This is a genomic window from Methylophilus sp., from assembly GCF_052437885.1.
In the GTDB taxonomy this organism is placed as follows: domain Bacteria; phylum Pseudomonadota; class Gammaproteobacteria; order Burkholderiales; family Methylophilaceae; genus Methylophilus.
The window spans coordinates 52157-75246 of sequence record NZ_JBQVPB010000003.1; the positions used below are offsets into that span (position 1 = coordinate 52157).

At 55.6% G+C, this 23090-nt stretch carries 15 protein-coding genes; 8 read left to right on the forward strand and 7 right to left on the reverse strand.

Annotation, left to right across the window (positions count from 1 at the left end):
• Positions 1–92: 92 nt before the first annotated feature.
• From ACT6RZ_RS03625 to ACT6RZ_RS03645, 5 genes are all read right to left on the reverse strand, one after another.
• Positions 93–1550 carry an efflux transporter outer membrane subunit gene (locus tag ACT6RZ_RS03625; RefSeq protein ID WP_444700829.1) on the reverse strand — a complete coding sequence of 486 codons (1458 nt, stop codon included), beginning with the start codon at positions 1548–1550 and terminating at the stop codon, positions 93–95.
• Positions 1547–4690: an efflux RND transporter permease subunit gene (locus ACT6RZ_RS03630; protein ID WP_444700830.1), complete on the reverse strand. Its 3144-nt coding sequence runs from the start codon at positions 4688–4690 to the stop codon at positions 1547–1549. The genes ACT6RZ_RS03625 and ACT6RZ_RS03630 overlap by 4 nt, the downstream gene beginning before the upstream one ends.
• Before the next feature lie 55 nt (positions 4691–4745).
• Positions 4746–6002: an efflux RND transporter periplasmic adaptor subunit gene (locus tag ACT6RZ_RS03635; protein WP_444700831.1), complete on the reverse strand. Its 1257-nt coding sequence runs from the start codon at positions 6000–6002 to the stop codon at positions 4746–4748.
• A 234-nt stretch (positions 6003–6236) separates the two neighbouring features.
• Positions 6237–7934: a YbaL family putative K(+) efflux transporter gene (gene ybaL, locus ACT6RZ_RS03640; RefSeq protein WP_444700832.1), complete on the reverse strand. Its 1698-nt coding sequence runs from the start codon at positions 7932–7934 to the stop codon at positions 6237–6239.
• Positions 7935–8179: 245 nt separating this feature from the next.
• The gene (locus tag ACT6RZ_RS03645) at positions 8180–8776 is read right to left on the reverse strand and encodes a TetR family transcriptional regulator (protein ID WP_444700833.1); all 597 of its coding nucleotides are present in this window, start codon (positions 8774–8776) and stop codon (positions 8180–8182) included.
• A 121-nt stretch (positions 8777–8897) separates the two neighbouring features.
• On the opposite strand from ACT6RZ_RS03645, the gene ACT6RZ_RS03650 reads away from it, so the two are divergent.
• From ACT6RZ_RS03650 to ACT6RZ_RS03660, 3 genes are read left to right on the forward strand one after another with little or no spacing between them, the layout of a single operon-like run.
• Positions 8898–10067, forward strand: a complete 1170-nt coding sequence (locus ACT6RZ_RS03650; RefSeq protein WP_444700834.1) for an efflux RND transporter periplasmic adaptor subunit — start codon at positions 8898–8900, stop codon at positions 10065–10067.
• Positions 10068–10095: 28 nt separating this feature from the next.
• Positions 10096–13197 carry a multidrug efflux RND transporter permease subunit gene (locus ACT6RZ_RS03655; protein WP_444700835.1) on the forward strand — a complete coding sequence of 1034 codons (3102 nt, stop codon included), beginning with the start codon at positions 10096–10098 and terminating at the stop codon, positions 13195–13197.
• Complete coding sequence (locus tag ACT6RZ_RS03660; RefSeq protein ID WP_444700836.1) at positions 13194–14576, forward strand: efflux transporter outer membrane subunit; 1383 nt, start codon at positions 13194–13196, stop codon at positions 14574–14576. The genes ACT6RZ_RS03655 and ACT6RZ_RS03660 overlap by 4 nt, the downstream gene beginning before the upstream one ends.
• A gap of 151 nt (positions 14577–14727) precedes the next feature.
• On the opposite strand, the gene ACT6RZ_RS03665 is transcribed toward ACT6RZ_RS03660, so the two are convergent.
• Positions 14728–15828: a mechanosensitive ion channel family protein gene (locus tag ACT6RZ_RS03665; protein WP_444700837.1), complete on the reverse strand. Its 1101-nt coding sequence runs from the start codon at positions 15826–15828 to the stop codon at positions 14728–14730.
• A 457-nt stretch (positions 15829–16285) separates the two neighbouring features.
• Between ACT6RZ_RS03665 and ACT6RZ_RS03670 the strand changes: the two genes are divergently transcribed.
• The gene (locus ACT6RZ_RS03670; protein WP_444700838.1) at positions 16286–16666 is read left to right on the forward strand and encodes a hypothetical protein; all 381 of its coding nucleotides are present in this window, start codon (positions 16286–16288) and stop codon (positions 16664–16666) included.
• 127 nt (positions 16667–16793) lie between these two features.
• A complete protein-coding gene (gene hflX / locus ACT6RZ_RS03675) occupies positions 16794–18134 on the forward strand; it encodes a GTPase HflX (RefSeq protein ID WP_444700839.1) in 1341 nt (446 codons plus the stop codon).
• 60 nt (positions 18135–18194) lie between these two features.
• Here hflX and ACT6RZ_RS03680 read toward each other — a convergent pair whose 3' ends face one another.
• On the reverse strand, positions 18195–19088 hold the full coding sequence (locus tag ACT6RZ_RS03680) for a LysR family transcriptional regulator (RefSeq protein WP_444701052.1): 894 nt from the start codon (positions 19086–19088) through the stop codon (positions 18195–18197).
• Between the two features lie 107 nt (positions 19089–19195).
• On the opposite strand from ACT6RZ_RS03680, the gene metE reads away from it, so the two are divergent.
• The 3 genes from metE to ACT6RZ_RS03695 all read left to right on the forward strand — a co-directional run bounded on the left by metE (position 19196) and on the right by ACT6RZ_RS03695 (position 23066).
• Positions 19196–21487: a 5-methyltetrahydropteroyltriglutamate--homocysteine S-methyltransferase gene (metE, locus tag ACT6RZ_RS03685; protein ID WP_444700840.1), complete on the forward strand. Its 2292-nt coding sequence runs from the start codon at positions 19196–19198 to the stop codon at positions 21485–21487.
• Between the two features lie 224 nt (positions 21488–21711).
• On the forward strand, positions 21712–22224 hold the full coding sequence (locus tag ACT6RZ_RS03690) for an RNA polymerase sigma factor (protein ID WP_444700841.1): 513 nt from the start codon (positions 21712–21714) through the stop codon (positions 22222–22224).
• Entirely contained in the window at positions 22221–23066 is an 846-nt protein-coding gene (locus ACT6RZ_RS03695; protein WP_444700842.1) for a FecR family protein, read from the forward strand. The genes ACT6RZ_RS03690 and ACT6RZ_RS03695 overlap by 4 nt, the downstream gene beginning before the upstream one ends.
• Positions 23067–23090 lie beyond the last annotated feature (24 nt).

The window sequence follows — 23090 nt, forward strand, 5'->3', positions numbered from 1 at the left end:
ACACACTTCAGCTGGCTTAAAAACGGGTTATGCGGGCTGGTGTCAGGTCCCTGTGGCTGATGCTGGCGCTGGTGTGACTGGCAGGGCGAAAACTACTGCCAGCCGCCGCCCACCACTTTGTATAAAGTCAGCTGGCTGGCAGCATCGTTTAACTGCAGGGTGATCAGGGATTGCTCGGCAGTATAAAGGGTTCTTTGCGCATCGAGTACTACCAGGTAGCTATCGACGCCGTTTTTAAAGCGCGCATCCGCCAGCTGGAAAGCGGCGCTGGCGGCTGCTGTCAGTGATCGCTGCGCCTCTATCTGCGCTTGCAGACCCTCGCGTTGCACCAGCACGTCGGCCACTTCCCTGAACGCGGTCTGTACGGTTTTTTCATATTGCGCCAGCAGTATCTGCTGGTTTTGTTCGCCTATGGTCAGGTTGGCGCGGTTACGGCCGGCATTAAAGATAGGCAGGGTGATCTGCGGCACAAACGTCCAGATACGCGAGCCGGTCTGAAACAGGCCATTCAGCTCGGTGCTGGCCGTGCCTATGGTGGTCGTCAGGCTGATGGTGGGAAAGAACGCCGCGCGCAACGCACCTATATTGGCATTGGCGCCTTCGAGCAGATGCTCGGCGGCACGCACATCCGGCCGCTGCTGCAAGGTTTTGGAAGTCACGCCGCGTGGCAGGGCGGTGGTCAGTGCCACGCTGGCCAGTGAACTATCCGGCAACCAGGCCACCGGCACTATACTGCCAGCCAGCAGATTAAGGGCATTGCTGTCCTGCTGTATCTGACTATTGTAAGTTGCCACGGCGACACGCGCATTGTCCACGCTGGTTTGCAGTTGCTTGAGGGTCAGCGCGTTGGCCACACCCAGGTCAAACATCTTCTGGTTGATCTGATAAGTGTTTTGCTGGCTTTTCAAGGTCTGCTGTGCGATCTGCAGCCGCTTCTTATCTGCGGCCAGCGTCAGCCAGGCGGTGGCGACTTCAGCCACCAGGCTGATCTGCGTGCTTTTGCGGTTTTCCTGCTCGGCATAAAATGCCTGCAAGGCCTGTGCGTTCAGGTTACGCACGCGGCCGAACAGGTCCAGCTCATAAGCGCTGAACCCTAGCGTGGCACGGTAGACATGCGATACATTGCCGCTGCTGTTATTGCTCGCTGCCACAGTGCCGGCTGACACATTGCCGTTATTGCCTACATTCGACATGCCTTTGGAGGCGGTTTCAGACAGGGCAGCGTTCACGGTAGGAAAAAGGTCGGCACGTTGCACCTGGTACTGCGCCCTGGCCCGCTCTATGTTCAGGGTCGCCACGCGCAAGTCACGGTTGTTCTTCAGGGCCAGGTCCAGCACCTGCTGCAGGCGTTTATCGGTGATAAAGGATTGCCAGCTGACTTCAGTCAGTGGTTGCTGCTCAGTGGTCAGCGTGCCCAGGCTGGCAGGCACTGGCGCTTCCGGCTGGCTGTAAAACGGCGCCAGGTTGATACAGGCGCTGAGTGCCAGCGGGCCTGTCATCCACAGCAGGGTTTTGAGAGTCGGCATAAGGTTCAGTCTGGTCAGCTTCATGTGGTGGCTTCCGGGTGCCCGGCTTCGGCCTGGTAAGGAAAAAGCGTGCGTATCAACACATAAAACAAGGGAACAAAGAATACACCGAGGAAAGTGGCGCTCAGCATGCCACCGAGTACGCCGGTGCCTATCGCCTGGCGACTGACGGCACCGGCACCATGACTAAAGGCCAGCGGGATCACACCAAACACAAACGCCAGTGATGTCATCAGTATGGGCCGCAGGCGCAGCTTGACTGCTTCAAGCGTCGCTTCCAGCAGTGGTTTGCCACGTTCTTGCAGGTGTTTGGCGAACTCAACGATCAGGATGGCGTTTTTAGCCGACAGACCTATGGTGGTGAGCAGGCCGACCTGGAAGTAAACGTCTGCCGTCATGCCGCGCAGGCTGGTGGCCAGCACCGCGCCCAGTATGCCTAGCGGCACCACCATGATGACAGAGAACGGCACCGCCCAGCTTTCGTATAGCGCAGCCAGGCACAGAAACACAAACACCACAGACACCGCATACAGCAATGGCGCTTGCGAGCCGGATAGTCTTTCCTGATAGGATTGCGCGCTCCACTCGTAGCCTATGCCTGGCGGTAATTGCTTGATGATCCCTTCGACGATACGCATGGCTTCGCCGGTACTGGTACCCTTGGCCGCTTCACCGACGATCTCCATCGAAGAGATACCGTTGAAGCGCTCCAGCAAGGGCGCGCCCGACACCCATTTGCTGCTGGAAAAAGCCGAGAATGGCACCATGTCGTTGCTGCTGTTACGCACATACCATTGCTGTATATCGTCGGGTTGCATGCGGTAGGGCGCATCGCCTTGCAGGTAGACCTTTTTCACGCGGCCCTTGTTGATAAAGTCATTGACATAGGTGCCGCCCATGGCGATAGACAAGGTGCTGTTGATATTGGCGGTGGTCAGGTTGTAAATGCCGGTTTTCTGGTCGTCGATATTCAGGCGGAACATGGGGGTATCATCCAGCCCGCTGGCACGCACGCGATTGAGCTTGGGATTTTCTGCCGCCGTGGCGATAAAGTTGTTTCTGGCGTCCAGCAGGGCCTGGTGTCCCAGGCTGCCTACATCTTTTAACTCCAGCGTAAAGCCCGAGCCCTGGCCCAGCCCGCGTACCGGAGAAGGCTGGTTGACAAACAGTTTGGCATCACGGATCTTGGACAAGGCCTTGGTCATCTGGTCAGCCAGGCTGGCGGCGTCCTGGCCTTCGCCGCGCAGTTCCCAGTCTTTCAGGCGGATAAATCCGCGCCCGCTATTCTGGCTGCCACCGCCGCCCTGGCCGAGGCCGGCGATGGTCAGGTATTCGGCAACCACTTCAGACTGGCTATCCAGGTAATGTTCTATCTGGCGCATGACACTCTGCATGCGATTATCGGTGGCACCCACCGGCAACTGTATCTGCGCCATCAGCAGGCCCTGATCCTCGGTCGGCAGGAAAGAGCTGGGCAGGCGCATAAACAGCACGGTCAGCAACAGCAGAATGCCGCTATACAGCAGCATGGTGAAGGCTTTTCTGTTGAGTATCTTCTCGACGATGGCCTGATAGCCGTCGGCAAACGCCTGGAAGGCCGGGTTGAACCAGCGGAAGAACCAGGCAAACAGGCCGCCGCTGCTGGCATGACCCTGGTGTGCCGGTTTCAGCATGGTGGCACACAGCGCAGGGGTGAGGGTGAGCGCCACCACTACGGACAGCAGCATGGCAGACACGATGGTGATGGAGAACTGGCGGTAGATCACACCGGTGGCACCGCCAAAGAACGCCATAGGGATAAACACCGCAGACAATACCAGCGAGATACCGATCAGGGCGCTGGTGATCTCGCGCATGGACTTCTGCGTCGCTTCCTTGGGGGCCAGCCCTTCTTCGCGCATCACACGCTCTACGTTCTCTACCACGACGATGGCATCATCGACCAGCAGGCCTATCGCCAGCACCAGACCAAACATGGTCAGGGTGTTGATGGAGAAACCAAAGGCAGCCAGCACGCCAAAAGTACCCAGCAAGACCACAGGCACCGCGATCGCCGGGATCAGCGTGGCGCGCAGGTTTTGCAGAAACACATACATGATGATGACGACCAGCAGGATAGCCTCTATCAGCGACTTGACCACCTCCTTGATAGAAAGGCGCACAAACGGGGTGGAGTCATACGGGATATGTACACTGAGTTTCAACTCGGGCGGAAAGTAGGGCTTCAGTGACTCCAGCTTGTCTTTGACCGCTTGTGCGGTCGCCAGCGCATTGGCGCCGGAAGCCAGTTTGACGCCGAATGCTGCCGAAGTCTTGCCGTTGAGCTTGGCCACCGGCGTGTAACTCTCGGCGCCCAGCTCTACCCGCGCCACATCTGACAAACGCACCACATAGCCATCTGCGCCGGACTTGACGATGATCTGCTTGAACTGGTCTACGGTCTGCAATTTGCTGCGCGCGGTGATGGTCGCATTCAGTGACTGGCCCTTGACGGCAGGCAGCGCGCCCAGCTGGCCGGAAGACACTTCGGTGTTTTGTGCCTGTATGGCGGCTGAAATATCAGCCGGAATCAGCGTGTATTTCTGCAGCTTGGTGGGGTCCAGCCAGATACGCATGGCATAGCCTGCACTCAGGGTCTGTACATCACCCACGCCATCCAGGCGGCTGATCTGGTCTATCAGGTTGCTGGAGATGTAGTCACCGATATCGATGGCGCGCACCGTGGGGCTGTCCGACATCAGCGAGATCATCATCAGGAAATCTATGCCGGTCTTGGCGACCGTCACGCCCTGGCTTTGCACGATCTGCGGCAGGCGCGGCATGGCTTGTTGCAGTTTGTTCTGCACCTGCATCTGCGCCACATCGGGGTTGGTGCCGGCATCAAAGGTCAGGTTGATATTGGCGGTGCCGGAAGAAGTGCTGCTGGCCGACATATAGGTCAGGTTATCTATGCCCTTCATATATTGCTCTATCACCTGGGTGACAGAGTTTTCTATGGTGTCGGCGGCGGCACCTGTGTAAGTCGCGCTGATAGAAACACGTGGCGGGGCGATATCCGGGTATTGCTCCAGTGGCAGCCATTCGATCGCACCTATACCTGCCAGCATGATGACGATGGCGATCACCCAGGCAAATATCGGTCGTTGTATAAAAAAAGCAGCCATGTATGAATTCTTTTAGTGTGGAGTAAGCACGCGGTAAGCTGTGTCTTGGGTTCTGTTAGCGCGGCTGGCTGCCGGCAGGCGCGGCCGGTGTGGCTGTTGTAGCTGGTGTGGTGAATTCCACCGCCTTGACCACGCTACCTACAGAGATGTTTTGTACCCCATCCATGATCACGCGGTCACCGGAATCCAGGCCTTTGCTCACGCGCCATGCATCGTCCTGGCTGCCATTGGTTTCTATGGTTTTTTGCTGCACCTTTTGCTCTGCATCCACCACCAGCACCGTGGGTTCGCCGCGCGTATTGCGCGTCACCGCCCGCTGCGGCACCAGGATAGCGGCCTTGTCCTGCGCCATGTCTATCAGCGCATGCACATACATGCCAGGCAGCAGTATGCCTTCCGGGTTAGGCACCACCGCGCGCAGCGTCACCGCGCCGGAAGCCATATTCACACTGACGCCGCTGAATTTGAGTTTACCGGCATGCGCATAGCTGGAGCCGTCTTCGAGCAGCACGCGCACCGCGACTTCTTTCTGGGCATTGCCGGTCAGTTTGCCGGCAGCGATATCGCGCTTGAGCCGCAACAGATCGCTGCTGGACTGGATCACATCGACATAGATAGGGTCCAGTTGCTGTACGGTGGTGAGGGCGGTCTCCTGGTTGGCGGTGACCAGTGCACCAGGAGTGAATGCCGAGGTGGAGACAAAACCGGTGATAGGTGCCACCAGTCTGGTGAAATCAAGGTTGATCCTGGCGGTGCTCAAGGCTGCCCTGGCCGCTGCCACATCGGCTTCGCCCTGTTGCAGCGCCGCCTGACTATCATCATTATCCTGACGGCTGATGGCATTGATCTTGACCAGTTCTTTATATCGGTCGGCCTTGAGTTTAAGGGTGATCAGCGTGGCTTCGGTTTTTTGCAGTGCCGCCAAGGCGCTCTGGTAGCTGGCCTGGTAGGGCGCCGGTTCTATCTGGTAAAGCAGGTCACCCGCTTTGACGTAGGCGCCTTCGGTGAATGCGCGCTGGCGTATGATGCCGCTCACCTGCGGGCGTATCTCCGAGATCATGAACGCATTGGTGCGCCCAGGCAGGTCGGCGACTATGGGCTGCGTCACCTGCTGCACGGTGATGACACCGACTTCTGGCGTTTTAGGCGTGCGGTTCTTGCCGTTGTCATTGCCAGAGCAGGCGAGCAGGCTCATGCTGATCAGCCACAGGCTACAGTTGCGCCATGTGCTGCTGCGGCCTGTGTTGCTGCGTCCTGTGCTGCTACGCCGTGTGCTGCTGCGCCGTGAAAATAAAACTGGGAGAGGGTGCATAGAAACTGTTTTCAAATCGTTAATTCAATCGTTATTTCGCTCGTTATTTCAATCTGACAAGATTCTAAGGTTTTTTATTATATCCAAATGTAACGATACGTATCCGCACCTGAGGCAGCGACATACAATTTAGCAGAATTTGCTGCAAAGACAACGGAAATTGCGAAGACAACGGGAATAAAAAATCCGGGCCATGAGCTGGGCCCGGATGCGGTTTTTTTGGTGCAGACAGGATTACAGGATATGCCGCTCAAAGCGTTGTAGCACATGGGCAGACATGCCCTTGGCCAGCTCTTCTTCACCAAAAAACACTGTATCGCCGACTTCTTTCTGCAGGCGCTGGTATTCGTCTTCGTGATGGGTACGTATCACCACCTCGATATCAGGTTTCAACTGTTTGGCGATATCGACGATCTTGCGTATATCCATGGAGTCCGGGGTGGCGATGATGAGCATGGCAGCATTGGCGATATGCGCCTGTATCAGCACCATAGGGTCAGCCGCATTACCCGAGACAGCTGGCTGGCCTTTTTTGCGCAGTTTTTCCACCAGTTCGCGGTTCTGTTCTGCCACCACGAACGGGATGTTGGAAGCCTCCAGCGACATGGCGATGCGTTTACCTACCCGGCCATAACCGACCAGCACCACCTGGCCCTCGAGGAATTTACGCTCTGTGGTCATAGGCAGTTCGCCATACGGGTCCATGCGTTGCGCCAGGCGGCGTGCGACGTCCGAGTTGTCCACCAGCCATCTGGAGAACGGCTTGATAGAAGCAAAGACCACCGGGTTGAGGGCGATAGAGATCAGTGCGCCTGCCAGTACCAGGCTCATGGCGTCTTGTGATAACAGCTCCAGTGACACGCCCAGGCCGGCCAGGATAAACGAGAATTCACCGATCTGGCCCAGGCTGGCGGCCACTGTGAGCGCCGTATTCAATGGGTAACGCAGTGCCAGCACGATGGCGACCGCCGCCAGTGATTTACCGACGATGATAATGCCCACCACTGCCAACACCTGCATGGGTTGCTTGACCAGTATGCTAGGTTCGAACAGCATGCCGACCGCGACGAAGAACAGCACCGCAAACGCATCGCGGAAAGGCAAGGAGTCTTCTGCCGCTCGGTGCGAGTATTCGGATTCGCGCATGATCATGCCGGCAAAGAAAGCGCCCAGCGCGAATGACACATGAAACAGTGATGATGCAAAGAACGCCACGCCTATCGCCACCGCGATCACGGTCAGCGTAAACAGTTCGCGTGAGCCGGTGCCCGCCACATACCATAACAGCCACGGCAATACCCGGCGGCCCACCACCAGCATCACCGCCACAAAGCCGGCGATCTCCAGCATGGTCATGCCTATGGTTTCCCAGACCGAACTGGCACTGGCCGCTTCGCCTTGGCCACCCAGCACACCGGCCAGCGCTGGCATCAGCACCAGTACCAGCACGGTGACCATATCTTCTACCACCAGCCAGCCGACGGCGATCTTGCCGTTCATGCTCTCAAGGATGCGCCTGGATTCGAGTGCTTTCAGCAACACCACAGTACTGGCGCAAGACAGCGACAGGCCGAACACCAGCCCATGGCCCATGCTCCAGCCCCAGTAATGCGCCACCAGCATGCCTAGCAGCGTCGCCAGCGTCATCTGTACCAGGGCGCCCGGCAGCGCGATGCGTTTGACTGACATCAGGTCCTGTACCGAAAAATGCAGGCCTACGCCAAACATCAGCAACATCACGCCTATCTCGGAAAGCTGGGAGGCGATCTCCAGGTCGGCGACAAAGCCAGGCGTGGCCGGGCCTATCAGGATGCCGGCAAACAGGTAGCCGATCAGGGCCGGTAATTTGAGTTTTTCGGCGATGAGTCCAAACACCAGCGCCAGCGCAAACGCAGCGGCGATGGTGGTGATCAGGGAAAGGTTATGGTCCATAAGGCGGGTTTTTCTTCTGGCAGATTGATAAGGCTCTTCTAGGCTTTTATTATAAGTTCGTATGACTGACCATGGTCAGTTTAAAAAGTTGAACATTTTTTGCTTGAAAGTAACGCTGGCAGATCGCGTTCTTAAATTGACATAAATGTATTCAGCATCTATCTTGCAGCAAGCCTGGGCAGGTCGTCAATGTTTTATCCATGTCCGGGCAGCCGCGACCATGCCCGGCGGCATGCAGTATCTGGCTAGCTGGACAGCCGTTGCAAGCCGTATTCACACAACTGTTCGGCTTTCTGCCAGCGCTGGGTCTCCGGCAGGTTGCCAAAATGCACTATGCTGAAAACGCCTTCGATAATCGACTGGCAATACAGGCTGATCAGCTCAAAGTCTACGCTAGGTTTGATCTCACCCACTGCGATGGCCTGCCTGAGCAGGGTGTCTATCTGTGCAATGCGTTTTTTCTCCCAGGCATAGCGCAGTTGTAACAGTTCAGGGGAATCATCAATGCCGACATACAAAAAGAACAATACTTTCTGGGTCGAACTGGGTTCTATATAGCTGCAGATTTCCTGCAGGCAATATTCTTTCAGGTTGAGCAACGGGCTTAAGGCCGCATTCCCCTGAAACGGGGTGATTTGGTCTATCACACGTTCTGCCATGGCGGTGGCGACTTCGAGTTTGCCTTTGTAATGGCCGTAGACGGCACCACGCGATAGCGCAGCCGCCCCGGCGATATCAGACATGGTGGTCAGGGTGAACCCCTGGCGATAAAACACAGCTTCCGCCGCATCCAGGATCTGGTCGCGGGTCTTTTGGGCGTCCTCTTTGGTTTTTCTGGCCATGGCACATGCGATGCATAGGAAATAATATTGCCATCATAGCAAAAAATAATTAATCAGTCACGATTGATTAATTAAATGGCTGCGGTTAGAATATGGACCATCTGTATTCAAAGGCATGTGTATGTCGCAATTCCGCTTTCACTCCACTGTTGTTTTCACCGCCCTGTTTCTGCAACTGGGCCTGGCTGCCTGTAGCAAGCAGGAAACGCCAGACCAGGCGCAAGCCGGAGCGCCTGAAGTGGAGGTGGTCAAGGTGCAATATACTGATATTCCGGCCGAAGTGGAGTTGCCGGGCCGGGTAGAAGCCTACCGTATCGCCGAAGTAAGGGCGCGTGTCACCGGCATAGTCGCCAAACGTTTGTACCAGGAAGGGCAGACCGTGAAAGCCGGCATGACCCTGTTCTCACTCAACCCCGAGCAATTGCAGGCTACCCGACTGGAAGCCGAGGCCGAGCTGGCGCGCACCGAGGCCGGCCTGGTGAATGCCAATGACAAGTTGCAGCGCTACCAGGCGCTGGTGAGTGACCAGTCGGTAAGCCAGCGCGATTACCGCGCTGCGCAGGCCGAGGTGCAGCTGGCCAAAGCCGAAGTGGCCGCGGCGCAGGCCAAGCTCAACCGCGCCAAACTCGATGTAGGCTATGCCAATGTGGCCGCGCCCATAGATGGTGTTGCGCGGCGTGCGCTGGTGACCGAAGGCGCGCTGGTGGGTAAGGATGAAGCCACCCACATGACCACGGTAGAACAGGTGAACCCGGTGTATGTGAATTTTGCGCAATCGTCATCAGAGGTGTTCGCCTTGCGCAAGGCGTTGCGTGACGGTCAGCTCAAGGGTAGCAACGGCGAGTTCAAGATAGAACTGATATTGCCGGATGGCTCGGCTTACCCCAGTGCCGGCAAACTCTCCTTCTCTGATGTGTCGGTCAACCAGACCACAGACTCGGTGGTGATGCGTGCCATTTTCGACAACCCGCAGCAGGAGCTGATGCCTGGCGCGTATGTACGCCTGAAGATCCGCCAGGCGACTAATCCGAATGCCATCCTTATCCCCAGGGATGCACTGATACGCGACCAGTTCTCTAGCCGCGTCTGGGTGCTCAATGCTAAAAACGAGCTGGAATCGCGCGAGGTGCAAACGGGTAGCGTGATCAACAAGCAGTGGGTGGTCGAACATGGTTTGCAACCTGGCGAGCAGGTGGTGGTGACGAATGCCGCCACCCAGACCGCAGGCAGCAAAGTCACGCCCAAACAGGTGAATGCCACCGACAAGATCACCAAGGCTGTTGCGCCCTGATGGCCGATAGCAAGCAGAAAGTTAAGTCATGAGCCGTTTTTTTATTGATAGGCCTATCTTTGCCTGGGTGATCGCCATCCTCATCGTGCTGGCAGGCCTGATCGCCATCAAACAGTTGCCTATCGCGCAATATCCCGATATCGCACCGCCGGTGGTCAATATCGCCGCCAGTTACCCTGGCGCGTCGGCCAAAGTGGTAGAAGAAACCGTCACCTCTATCATAGAGCGCGAGATGAACGGCATGCCAGGCCTGATGTATGTGTCTGCGACCAGCAACCTGGGCACGTCGTCAGTCAGCGTCACTTTCCGCCAGGGCACCAACCCTGACCTGGCCGCGGTCGATGTGCAGAACCGCCTTAAAAGTGTGGAAGTGCGTTTGCCGGAGATCGTCCGCCGCAGCGGGATCTCGGTGGAAAAATCGGCAGACAGCTTTCAGCTGATCGTGTCACTGACTTCAGAAGATAACCGCTACAGCGAGATAGACCTGGGCGAATTATCTTCTGCCACGGTGATGCCTACCCTCAAACGTGTGCAGGGCGTGGGCAAGGTGCAGTCTTTCAGCCCTGAATATGCCATGCGCATCTGGCCGGACCCGCAGAAGATGTCAGGCCTGAATGTCAGTGTCAGCGAGATCTCCAATGCCTTGCGCAGCTACAATGCCAGGCTCACATTAGGCCAGGTCGGCGCCAGTGGTGTGCCTGAAGGCTCGCCGTTAAGCGTTTCGCTGGAAGCCGAAGCCACCCTCAAAACGGTCGCAGATTTTGAAAGCGTGCCTATACGTACCCAGCCCGACGGTTCAGCCTTGCTGGTCAGGGATGTGGCACGCGTAGAACTGGGCAGCAGCGATTACAATTTCAGCTCCAAGGTCAACGGCAAGAATGCCGCCGGCATGGCGATCAAACTGGCGCCAGGCTCCAATGCGGTTGAAACCATCAAGCGGGTCAAAGTGGCCATGGAGCAGATGCAGCCGTACTTTCCGCCCAATGTGGTGTACCAGCTGTCTTACGACTCGTCGGCTTTTGTTTCCATCTCGATCAAAAAAGTCATTCAAACCCTGATAGAAGCCGTGCTGCTGGTGTTCCTGGTCATGTACCTGTTCATGCAGAACCTGCGCGCCACGCTGATCCCGACCATAGTGGTGCCTATCGCACTGATGGGCACGTTCGCCGTCATGTACTGGCTGGGTTTCTCTATCAATGTACTCACCATGTTCGGCGTGGTGCTGGCGATCGGTATCCTGGTCGATGACGCCATCGTGGTGGTAGAAAACGTAGAGCGCCTGATCGTGGATGAAGGCCTGTCGGCTTATGACGCCACCGTGAAAGCCATGTCGCAGATCAGCGGCGCGGTGGTCGGTATCACTGCCGTGCTGGTATCGGTATTTATCCCGATGGCGTTTTTCAGTGGTGCCGTCGGCAATATCTATCGCCAGTTCTCACTGTCGTTGTCGGTGTCTATCGCATTCTCGGCGTTTCTGGCGCTTTCGCTCACGCCTGCGCTGTGTGTGACCTTGTTGCGCCACGAATCTGGTGCAAAAGCCGGTTTCTTCGTCTGGTTCAACCGCAGTTTTCAGCGGCTGACTGAGCGCTATACCGCACTGACTGGCGGCCTGCTCAACAAACCGTTGCGCTGGCTGGCGGTATTCGCCCTGATCGTGACCCTGGTGGTCTGGTTGTTCATGCGTTTGCCGGGTGCTTTCCTGCCTGAAGAAGACCAGGGTAACTTTATGGTCATGGTGTCGCTGCCACAAGGGTCTACGCTGGCAGAAACCGCAGAAGTGCTGGGCGATATGAGCAGTTATATCCAGAAGAATGAACCCGTCGATATTATCTTCGAGGTCGGTGGCTTCAGCTTTTATGGCACCAGTACCAATAGCGGCATGCTGTTCATCACGCTCAAAGACTGGTCCGAGCGGCCCAAGGCCGAGCAGCAGGTACAGGCTATCGTAGACCGAGTGAACCAGAAGTTCTTTGGCCGCCCCAATTTAAGTATTTTTGCCATGAATGCGCCACCTCTACCCGAGCTGGGCAGTGTGGGTGGCCTGGACCTGAAACTGGTAGACCGGGCCAGTGTAGGCAACGAGACGCTGATGAAAGCCCGCGATACCCTGATCGCCGAGTCAGCCAAACAGCCCGAACTGGCCAATGTATTGTTTGCCGGCTTGTACGACACGCCGGTGGTCAATATGCAGCTCAACCGCAGCAAGGCCAATGCGCTGGGTATCTCCCTGGATGAGATCAATAACACATTGGCCAGCTTGCTGGGCTCCGATTACCTGGGTGATTTTGTCTATGGTAGCCAGGTGCGCAGGGTGCTGATACAAGCGGATGGCAAACAGCGGCAGACGCTGGACGATATCAAGAAGATACGCCTGAAAGCAGCCGATGGCAGCCTGGTGCCACTGTCTTCCATCATGATGCTGGAGTGGGGCATGGGCTCGCCGCAACGTACGCGCTTTAATGGTTTCCCTTCCTATAATATCAATGGCGGTGCCGCCCCTGGCTACAGCAGTGGCGAGGCCATGCAAAAGATGGAGCAACTGGTGCAGGGCCTGGGCAAGGGCATAGGCTTTGAATGGGCCGGGCAATCGCTGGAAGAAAAACAATCCGGCAGCCAGGCGGCGTTGCTGTTCGGTTTGTCTATCCTGGTGGTGTTCCTGGTGCTGGCCGCCTTGTATGAGAGCTGGGCGATCCCGTTCGCGGTCATGCTGGTGGTGCCGCTGGGCGTGCTGGGTGCCTTGCTAGGGGTGACCATACGCGGGCTGCCGAATGATATCTACTTCAAGGTCGGCCTGATCGCGACCATAGGTCTGTCGGCCAAGAACGCCATCCTGATCGTCGAGTTCGCCCGCGAACATGTGCTGCAGGGTATGCCGCTGCTAGAGGCCAGTCTGCTGGCAGCCAAAGAGCGTCTGCGCCCTATAGTGATGACTTCGCTGGCATTCGGGGTAGGGGTGCTGCCGCTGGCGTTTTCGACTGGTGCGGCCTCAGGCGCACAAGTCGCCATCGGTACCAGCGTACTCGGCGGTATCATCGCCGCCACCTTGCTGGCCATCTTTTTTGTTCCGCTGTTTTTTATTGTGGTTGGCCGCTGGATGCATAAACCGGCAGCGACCAGGGATGTTGCATGAAGTTAACACGACTCACCTTGTTGGCAGGGCTGGCCCTTGCCATCAGTAGCTGCTCACTGGTGCCGGAATATTTCCGTCCGGCTGCCCCTGTGCCTGAAACTTACCCGCTGCCAGCCGCTAATGAGGCGGTGACCGAAGCGCCGCCATTGACCTGGCAAAGTTATTTCCCGGATGCGGATCTGCAGAAGCTGATAGCGGTCGGCCTGGAACATAACCGCGACCTGAAAACCGCGGTGTTGCGCATGGACGAAGCCAAAGCCACCTATGGCATACAGAAAGCAGACCGCCTGCCGACGGTACAAGGCAACCTAGCTTACGACCGCAGCAGAACGGTATTCAGTTCCAGCCAGGCCTTTGAAGCAGAGCTGTTCAGGGTAGGGCTGGGCATCTCCGATTACGAGATCGATATCTTTGGCCGCGTCAAAAGCTTATCCGCGGCCGCACTGGAACAATACCTGGCCGTCGCCGAGAACCGGCAGGCGATACAGGCGACCTTGGTCAGCGAGATCGCCACCCAATATGTCAACCTGTTGAGCATACACGCGCAACTCAAACTGGCGCAGCAGACGCTGGAAGACAGAAAGCAGACCCTGCAACGCACGCAACGCCGTTTTGACGCAGGCATAGACCAGATACTCGATGTCAAAGCCGCGCAGATCCAGGTCGAACAGGTGCAGGCGCAATATGCGCAGTGGCAACGGCAACTCGAAACCACCAAAAATGCGCTGTACTTATTGCTGGGCGAACCTTCGCAGCGCACGGCGTTCACCGTCAAACCGCTAGCAGCGCTGAAACTAGGCACTACGCCAGCCGGTTTGCCTTCGACCCTGCTCACCAGACGGGCCGATATCCGCGCCGCCGAACATCAGCTGAAAGCCGCCAACGCCAGCATAGGCGCTGCCAGGGCTGCGTTTTACCCCAGGCTGCAACTGACCACCAATGTAGGCCTGGTCAATTCCAATTTTTCAAAACTGTTTTCCGATACCGGCAGCAACTACTGGGCATTCAGTCCGCAGCTGGTGATCCCTATCTTCAACTATGGCCGTAACAAAGCCAACCTCAGCCTGGCACAAGCCCGCCAGCATATTGAGGTGGCCAATTACGAAAAAACCATACAGACCGCTTTCAGGGAAGTCATGGATATATTGTCTACCCGCACTGCGATTGCCGAAGAATCCGCGTCCAGAACCCGCCTGAGCGAGCTGGAAAGCAGCCGTTTGCAACTGGTCAAACGCAAACTGGATCAGGGCCTGGTCACCTATCTAGAGTTGCTGGACGCGCAACGCAGCGTGCTGGATGCACAATCGCAGGCCTTGCAGATTCAACAACTGGCATTACAGAACCAGGTGGGGCTGTATAAGGCACTGGGTGGCAATTAGCTGGTCGCGGTATATGACTGGTCGCGTCTTGATCTTTCTGCGCTAAAACCCGCTGCCTGCCGCCATCTGAAATGCAGGCGTCGCGCTAGTGCTTGCATGTTCAGTTTTTGCCTGCAGCGGTCATCCCCTGGCCAGGTCATTGCCTGGCAGGTCATTGCAGCGTAGAACTCAATTCCTCTTTGGCCAGCAGCATCTTTATTTCAGGGTTCTTGGACAGATTCAGCGTCATGGTCGGGAAAGCAAAACTCACGTTCATTGCTTCCAGCTCGCGCATCAGATACAGATTCACCGATTGCTGTATGTCCATATAAACGTTGTAACTGCTATCCAGAACGTAAAAAACCACTTCAAAATCCAGAGAGCTGAGGCCAAAGCCTTTAAAGTGGGCACGGTCAAACCTGGCTTTGGATTCTGCAGCAATGGCCTTTTTAACGATCTCCGGGATCTTCTCCACGACATCTGCTTTGGTGTCATAGGTGACACGGAACTGAAAAACCACTCTTCTTTCTGCCATGCGTTTGTAGTTATGGATGGTGTTTTTTAACAGCTCGGTATTGCCACAGACGATCTGCTCACCACTTAAGCTGCGGATATGGGTAGTCTTGAGGCCAACGCGCTCTACAGTACCCAGCACATCACCGAAAATAATGAAATCGCCTATCACAAACGGTTTGTCCAGCCCTATCGCCAGCGATGCGAATAGATCACTGAGGATATTCTGCACCGCCAGCGCCACAGCCACACCACCTACGCCTAAACTGGCGACAAAAGCGGTGATGTTGACGCCCATATTGGCCAGGATACTGAGTATGGCAATAGACCAGACTATGGTTTTGAATATCCACGAAAGCATGGTGGTGAGCACCATGTTCTCGGCTGAGCCGTCAGTGGCCACGGTTTTGGCTTTAGCCCATAGCGTGATGCCCTTGCTTAACCATAGCGCTACCTGCATACCTATGATCAGGAACGACAGATAATCCAGCCGGGTCAGCCACCTGGCGTTCAACTCCAGAAAGTGCATGGCAAACAGCACCGAGAATAAGGCGAAAGTCAGCTGATGGGTGCTACGCATCACCTCGACGATCAGATCGCCCAGTTTGGTCGGGTTACGCAAGGCAAAACTGGTGATCCTTCTGATGGTGAATTTCCATATCAGCAGCAATACCACATAGGTGGATATGAAGATCAACAAGGCGTAAAACCACTCATGGATAGTGAAACTGAGGAATTTCGATTGCAGCCAGCTAGTCATTTATTTCCTTTAAAAGGGTGAATGAATAGTCAGGATATTGATTACTTGAACTTGCAGAGTGAAGCAAACGCGGTTTAGACACTTTCACGAATGAAAAAACAAACCTTTTCCCAACAAAGTAAGCTGGGATGGAAATCGGGCTGTTAAGTTCAATCAACTTTGCATGCAAAACCTGACCAGCCACCAGATCTTAGCCGCAATGCATGACATCAGTGTGTTAGCGGCACAGGCAATAGCCACCGCGAGCCGTGCCTGTCAGGTGGTTTCCCCGCGCTGCGATAGTAAAACGCAGGCCATGTAGCAGTTTTTGTCAGCTTTAGGATCAGCATATGCTTAAAAATCAAGGCCAAACCTGATTTAGCTCCATGCGAGTGATCAATGGGTGATGACGCCATTAATCATTCTCCAGGGGATGCCGGACTCTAGATTCAAACCTTAAATCTTTGGGAGAAAAACGATGGAAGTGAAAGACTGGATCACCATAGTATCTGCATTGATCGTCGCGATCGGCTGGTTCGTGACCGGCTATCTCAATCGCGTCAAGGATGTGGCGCAAAAACGCCTCGAATATCGTCTGAAAGCGTTAGAAGCTTTTCTGCTTGTATGGTTTGCGATTCAAAAGAACAGTGCGCCATTCACGCAGCCCGAGTTTTTGTCACAGCTTGAGGATGCCAGGAGCAAGTTTCAGCTCTATGGTTTTAAAGATGAGATTGCGGTGATGGAAAGACTGGTTGCGGCGATGGAAAAACAAAATGTAGACGCCGCAAATGCAATGCTGAATACTCTGGTACCTCTTGTGCGTGAGCGTATTCGGAAAGAGTTGAAAATCGCTGGCTGAATAGTGTTTGAGATCAGGGAGCAGCCATAGCGGTGAGATTTTGGCCATTATCCAGACAAGCATGATGGTGGTTACTGCATTTACAGGTACTATCTACCCTCAGCTATCCAAGAGACAAAACTCCCTAATGCAAAGTGAAGTAAAAGAGCCCCTCAGGTATGCCGTGGTTGCGTCAGTGCAACTGCCGAATGTGAGTGATATTGAGTTTGAAGCCTCTCTTAACGAACTGCGCGAACTGGCAAAAACGCTGGGCTATCAAATCGTCAACACCTTTGTGCAGAAGCGCTCAAGCTTTGATACTACTGGCTATCTTGGTATCGGCAAGCGCGAAGAGATCCGTGATTATGTCAGCCTGCATGCTGGAGATGAAGAGTCTCAGGCATTGAATGCACAACTACCCGATATAGAAGCCGTGCTGGTAGACCACGAAATCTCGCCAGCCCAGGCGCGTAATCTCGAAATCGAAGTGGGTTGCGAAGTGATGGACAGGACCATGGTCATCCTGGAGATATTTCACCGCAATGCCCGCTCACGTGCCGCACGCGCCCAGGTTGAGATCGCCCGTCTTGGCTACATGGCACCACGTTTGCGTGAGGCAGCAAAACTGGCAGGTCCACAAGGGCGTCAGCGCAGTGGCGCGGGTGGTCGTGGTGCAGGTGAGTCTCATACCGAGCTGGATAGACGCAAGATCCGTGACCGCATTGCCGATCTGCAACAGGAAATCATCGTCATGGACGGCGAACGCAAAACGCAACGTGCACGCCGTCAGGAGCGCCAGACCATGGCCAGTGTCGCCCTGGTCGGTTATACCAATGCAGGCAAGTCCACATTGATGCGCGCCCTGACCGGCAGTGAAGTGCTGGTAGCGAACAAACTTTTCGCCACGCTGGATACCACGGTGCGGGCGCTGTATCCGGAGAGCGTGCCGCGCGTGCTGGTCAGCGATACTGTAGGATTTATTAAAAACCTGCCCCACGGCCTGGTCGCCTCTTTCAAATCTACGCTGGATGAGGCGCTGGATGCTGCCCTGCTGTTACATGTGATTGATGCCAGCGACCCCGGTTTTGAGCGCCAGCTCGAAGTGACAGACAAAGTGCTTGAAGAAATCGATGCCGATGACGTGCCGCGTATACGGGTGTTCAACAAAATAGACTATGTGGGTGACGCCACGGCGCAAGCCGAATGTGAGGCCGCCCTGCGCCTAAAGTACCCCGATTGCATAGTGATGAGCGCGCGCCGTCCGCATGAAGTGGCCAGCCTGCGCCAGCACATCGTTGATTTTTTCCAGCAGGATCTGGTCGAGAGCGAGATCTTCCTGCCGTGGACCGCACAACAACTACGCGGCAAGATCTACGCCACCTGCCAGGTACTCAACGAGCGCTCGGAAGACGAGGGCGCTTTTTTCACTGTGCGCGGCGAGCAACAGGATATAGACCGCTTGCGTGAGCAGTTGGCGCAGTTGCCATAAACGTTACAGCCCTAATGTGGCAAGTGATTCAGCACGGAGTTCAGGCCGCTGTAGTCCCGCTCAGTCGTCATTCAGCCCGGCCTGCGCCAGCTGAATAAACGCCTGCACATAGTCTATCTGCGACTCCGTTTCGCGTATGCCCAGGTAGATCTGTTTGGCGATCCCCTGTTTACCCAGTTGCACCGGCGTCACGGCAAAACGGCTTTGATACTCTTGCACCAGCCAGCGCGGTAACGCGGCTACCCCGCGGCCGCTGGCGACCATTTGCAGCATGATATCGGTGGTCTCTATCGGTTTATGCACCTGCGGGCTGATGCCAGCCGGTTGCAGGAACTGGTTATAAATATCCAGCCTGTCTATCTCGACCGGGTAGGTGATCAGGGTCTCATTGCTTAACTGTTCAGGCAACACATAAGCCAGCTTTGCCAGCGGGTGTTTATCATTCACCACCAGCACCTGTTCATAATCGAACACCGGCTGAAATACCAGGCCGGGTTTGTAAAGCGGGTCTGGCGTGACCAGCATATCTATCTCATAGCCAAACAAGGCGCCTATGCCGCCAAACTGGAATTTCTGTTTGACGTCTACATCGACATCCGGCCAGTCTGCCAGATAGGGCGATACGACTTTGAGCAGCCATTGGTAACACGGGTGGCACTCCATGCCTATGCGCAAGGTGCCACGCTCGCCCTGGGCAAACTGGCGCAGGCGTTCTTCTGCCAGTGACAGCTGTGGCAACAGGCGGTTGGCGACGGCCAGCATATATTGCCCGGCCTGGGTCAGGCGCAGGCTGCGGCCTTCGCGCAGCCAGATGTCGGTGCCCAGTTGTTGTTCCAGTTTTTTGATGGAATGGCTTAATGCCGACTGCGTGAGAAATAACTTCTCGGCGGCGGCAGTCAGTGAGCCTTGCCGTTCAACCTCGCGAATGATGGCTAGATGCATACGTTCTATCATGGCTAATATATGAATAAAATTAATAGATTGTTGAAATAATACCATTTTACTTCATGATTGATGCTTTTTAGAATGCGGGTTCTGAAACGATTAATGACGAGGCTAGCATGGTCACCACCCACAATCTTGGATTCCCGCGCATAGGCGCAAAACGCGAATTGAAATTTGCCCTGGAGGCATACTGGAAAGGGCAGTCTTCATTAGACGCCGTGAAGCAGCTTGGTCACGAGTTACGGCAACGCCACTGGGCATTGCAAGCCGAGCTGGATCTGGCGCCTGTGGGTGATTTTGCCTTTTATGACCAGGTGCTGGATATGAGTTTCACCCTGGGTAACCTGCCAGCGCGGGTACAGGGTTTTCATGGCGATGAGCTGGATAACTATTTCCGCGTTGCGCGTGGCCGTTCTGCACAATCGGATGACGGCCATGCCCAGTGCTGCGGCGGTGTGGCCGCGGGCGAAATGACCAAATGGTTTGATACCAATTACCACTACATCGTGCCGGAGTTCACCGCTGAAACGCGATTCAAGCTCGATGCCAGCCGCCTGCTGCAACAACTGGCTGAAGCCAGAGCGCAGAACGTCAAGGCCAAGCCGGTGATCATAGGCCCGGTGACTTATCTGGCGATAGGTAAAAGCAAAGATGACGCCAGCCAGCTGGCATTGCTGCCACAATTGCTGCAAGTGTATACAGAGTTGCTGGAAACCCTGGCAGCAGAAGGCGTGGAGTGGGTGCAGATAGATGAACCTATCCTGGTGACTGAACTGGATGCTGACTGGCAGCATGCGTTCAACCTGGCCTACCACCAGCTGAAGAGCTGCCGGGTAAAACTGCTGGTCGCCACTTATTTTGGTCAGCTGGCGGATAACCAGTACCTGGCCGCCAATCTGCCGGTGGCTGGTTTGCATGTTGATGCCATCAACGCGCGCAGTGAGATCGTGCCGCTGATAGGCATGTTGCCTGCGCACAAAGTACTGTCTGTAGGCGTGATCAACGGCCGCAATATCTGGAAAACCGATCTGAATGCGACCCTGGACTGGCTGGAGCCTATTGCAGAACGCCTGGGTGACCGTTTATGGCTGGCGCCTTCCTGCTCGCTGCTGCATGTGCCTGTCGATCTGGATAGCGAGCACAGCCTGGATATAGAGATCAGATCCTGGCTGGCATTTGCCACGCAAAAGCTGCAAGAGTTACATATTCTGGCTATCGCGCTCACTCAGGGCCGTGCAGCTGTCAAAGACCAGCTGGCAAGCAACCATACGGCGATCGCGACCCGCCGTAGCTCGCAGCGTGTGCATAATCCGCAGGTAAAAGCGGCACTGGAAAAACTGACACCGCAATTAGGCCAGCGCCAGAATGCTTATAAGGTCAGGGCCAGCAAACAGGCGGCATTGCTCAAGTTGCCTAAATACCCGACCACCACCATTGGTTCTTTCCCGCAGACGGCGGATATACGCCACGCCCGCAGTGAATTCAAGGCCGGTCGCCTGGATGCCGCTGGCTACCAGGCCGCCATGCAGGCAGAGATCGCACGTAGCATACAGGAGCAGGAAGCACTGGGCCTGGACGTGCTGGTGCATGGCGAAGCCGAACGGAATGACATGGTGGAATATTTTGGCGAACAGCTGGATGGCTATGCTTTCAGCCAGTTTGGCTGGGTGCAGTCTTACGGTTCGCGTTGTGTGAAACCACCTATCCTGTTCGGTGATATCAGCCGCCCCAGGGCGATGACGGTCGCGTGGATCAAATATGCACAATCACTGACCAGCAAGCCTATGAAAGGCATGTTGACTGGCCCGGTGACCATACTGAACTGGTCGTTCGTGCGCGATGACCAGCCGCGTTCAGTCAGTTGCTACCAGCTGGCCTTAGCCATACGCCAGGAGGTGCTGGATCTGGAACAGGCCGGCATCAATGTGATACAAATAGACGAAGCGGCATTGCGTGAAGGCTTGCCCTTGCGTAAAGCCCAATGGCAGTCTTATCTGGACTGGGCCGTGGAGTCATTCCGTATCACTGCCAATGGCGTGGCCGATGAAACCCAGATACATACCCATATGTGCTATTCGGAATTCAACGACATCATCAAGGCGATTGCCGCCATGGATGCCGATGTCATCACCATAGAGACCTCGCGTTCTGATATGGAGCTGCTGGATGCGTTCAAGACTTTCGACTATCCGAACGAGATCGGGCCTGGGGTGTATGACATACACTCGCCGAATATCCCTGACCAGGCCTATATGGTCAAGCTTATGCAACTGGCGGCCGAGCGGGTGCCAGCGGAACGTTTGTGGGTCAACCCGGACTGCGGCCTGAAAACGCGCCAGTGGGCAGAGGTGTTGCCAGCCCTGCGCAATATGGTGGCAGCGGCAAAAACGCTGCGCGCAACCGCATAAACCTGTGGCATCGCCAAGGCCAGGGCAGCTCACACTCATAGCGCTGACATCCGTGAAAAGATGTCAGCGTTTTTGTTTTAATGCCGTATTCAGACCATCTATAAGTTTCTTCACCTGGTCAGTGAATCTTTGCGTATTTTCACCCATTTGAGAATGATTTTCATTTGTAATTTTTGAGTGAGGTCGTTAAGATACCTGTTTTATTCTATTGCCGCTTATTTGCCGTGTTGCTTCATCCGGAACATTCCAAACTCGTAGTCAGCCTGGTTTATCACTATGACGAACTGGTCAGCTATGTGAAACGTCGCTTTGGCGATCATCATTTCGCCCAGGATGTGGTGCATGATGTCTGCATAGAGTTGATGGAACGCCCGCCGCTCAGCACTGTGCATACGCCCATGGCTTTTTTGCGCAAGCTTACCCGCAACCGCGCCATAGACCGCTACCGCCAGCACCAGACCCAACAGGCACATCTGGACAGCCTGCAGCAGACGGCCGGGCATGCACATCATATCGATGGCGAGCGGGTACTGCATTTTGTGCAGCGGCTGGAAGCGCTGAAACTTATCATTGAAGCCTTGCCCTCACGGCAAAGACAGGTGTTTTTACTGCATAAACTGCACGATATGCCACAGCAGGAGATCGCCGACGAACTGGGCATTTCGCGCAATATGGTGACCCAGCATTTTGGCAAGGCGATGGCGGCTATCAACCTCAGCTGGGGGCACGCTGCATGAAAGCGAGCGCACATGAACTTGCCGCATTGCCCGGCCCGGCTGCCGCAAACGATGCGCTGACACCGTATAAACAAGCTTTGCGCGAGCATTTTCCCAGCCGCGAAGCATTGCTGCAGGAAGCCAAGCGCCAAAGCAAACGGCAACGCGTGCTGAAAAAAGTCGGCAGCGGCATGGCCTTGTCACTCGCCCTGGCGATCAGCTGGCTGGTAGACCCGGTCTGGCACAGTGAGGATATGCGCACCCTGGTCGGCCAGCAAGCCAGCTATACGCTGAAAGACGGCAGCCATGTCGCCCTGAACACCGATAGTGTGCTGGTGGTCGAACAACACCTGTACTCGCGCCGCCTGTACTTAAAACAGGGCGAAGCCCTGTTTACGGTAGAACATGGCTGGCGGCCATTGACGGTGTATGCCAACCAGACCCAGATCAGGGATATAGGCACTATCTTTAATGTGCGCAATACGGCACAAGGCGCGGTCGTCACCGTGGTGCAAGGCAGTGTGGAAGTACGCACTGCCCACGCCCAGCGCATACTGACCAGGGATATTTCGGTCACCACCCAGGCCGGGGCTATCTCAGAAAGCCGTTGTACCTCGGCCAATATCGCCTGGCAACAAGGGCGGCTGCTGTTTGATGGCACGCCATTGGCTGATGTGGTCGCCGAGCTGCAACGCTATCACCGTGGTCAAATAAAGATCGCCGATGCCGGTGTCGCGCAATATCGCTTGTCTGGTGAATACGATATCAGTGGTATTGATGACCTGATAGCCACCTTGCCCGAGATCATGCCACTGCGCGTAGACCGGCAGGCGGATGCCTCTATCGTGATCAGGCAGCAGTAAGCATGTGCCTGCGCGCACCCACCC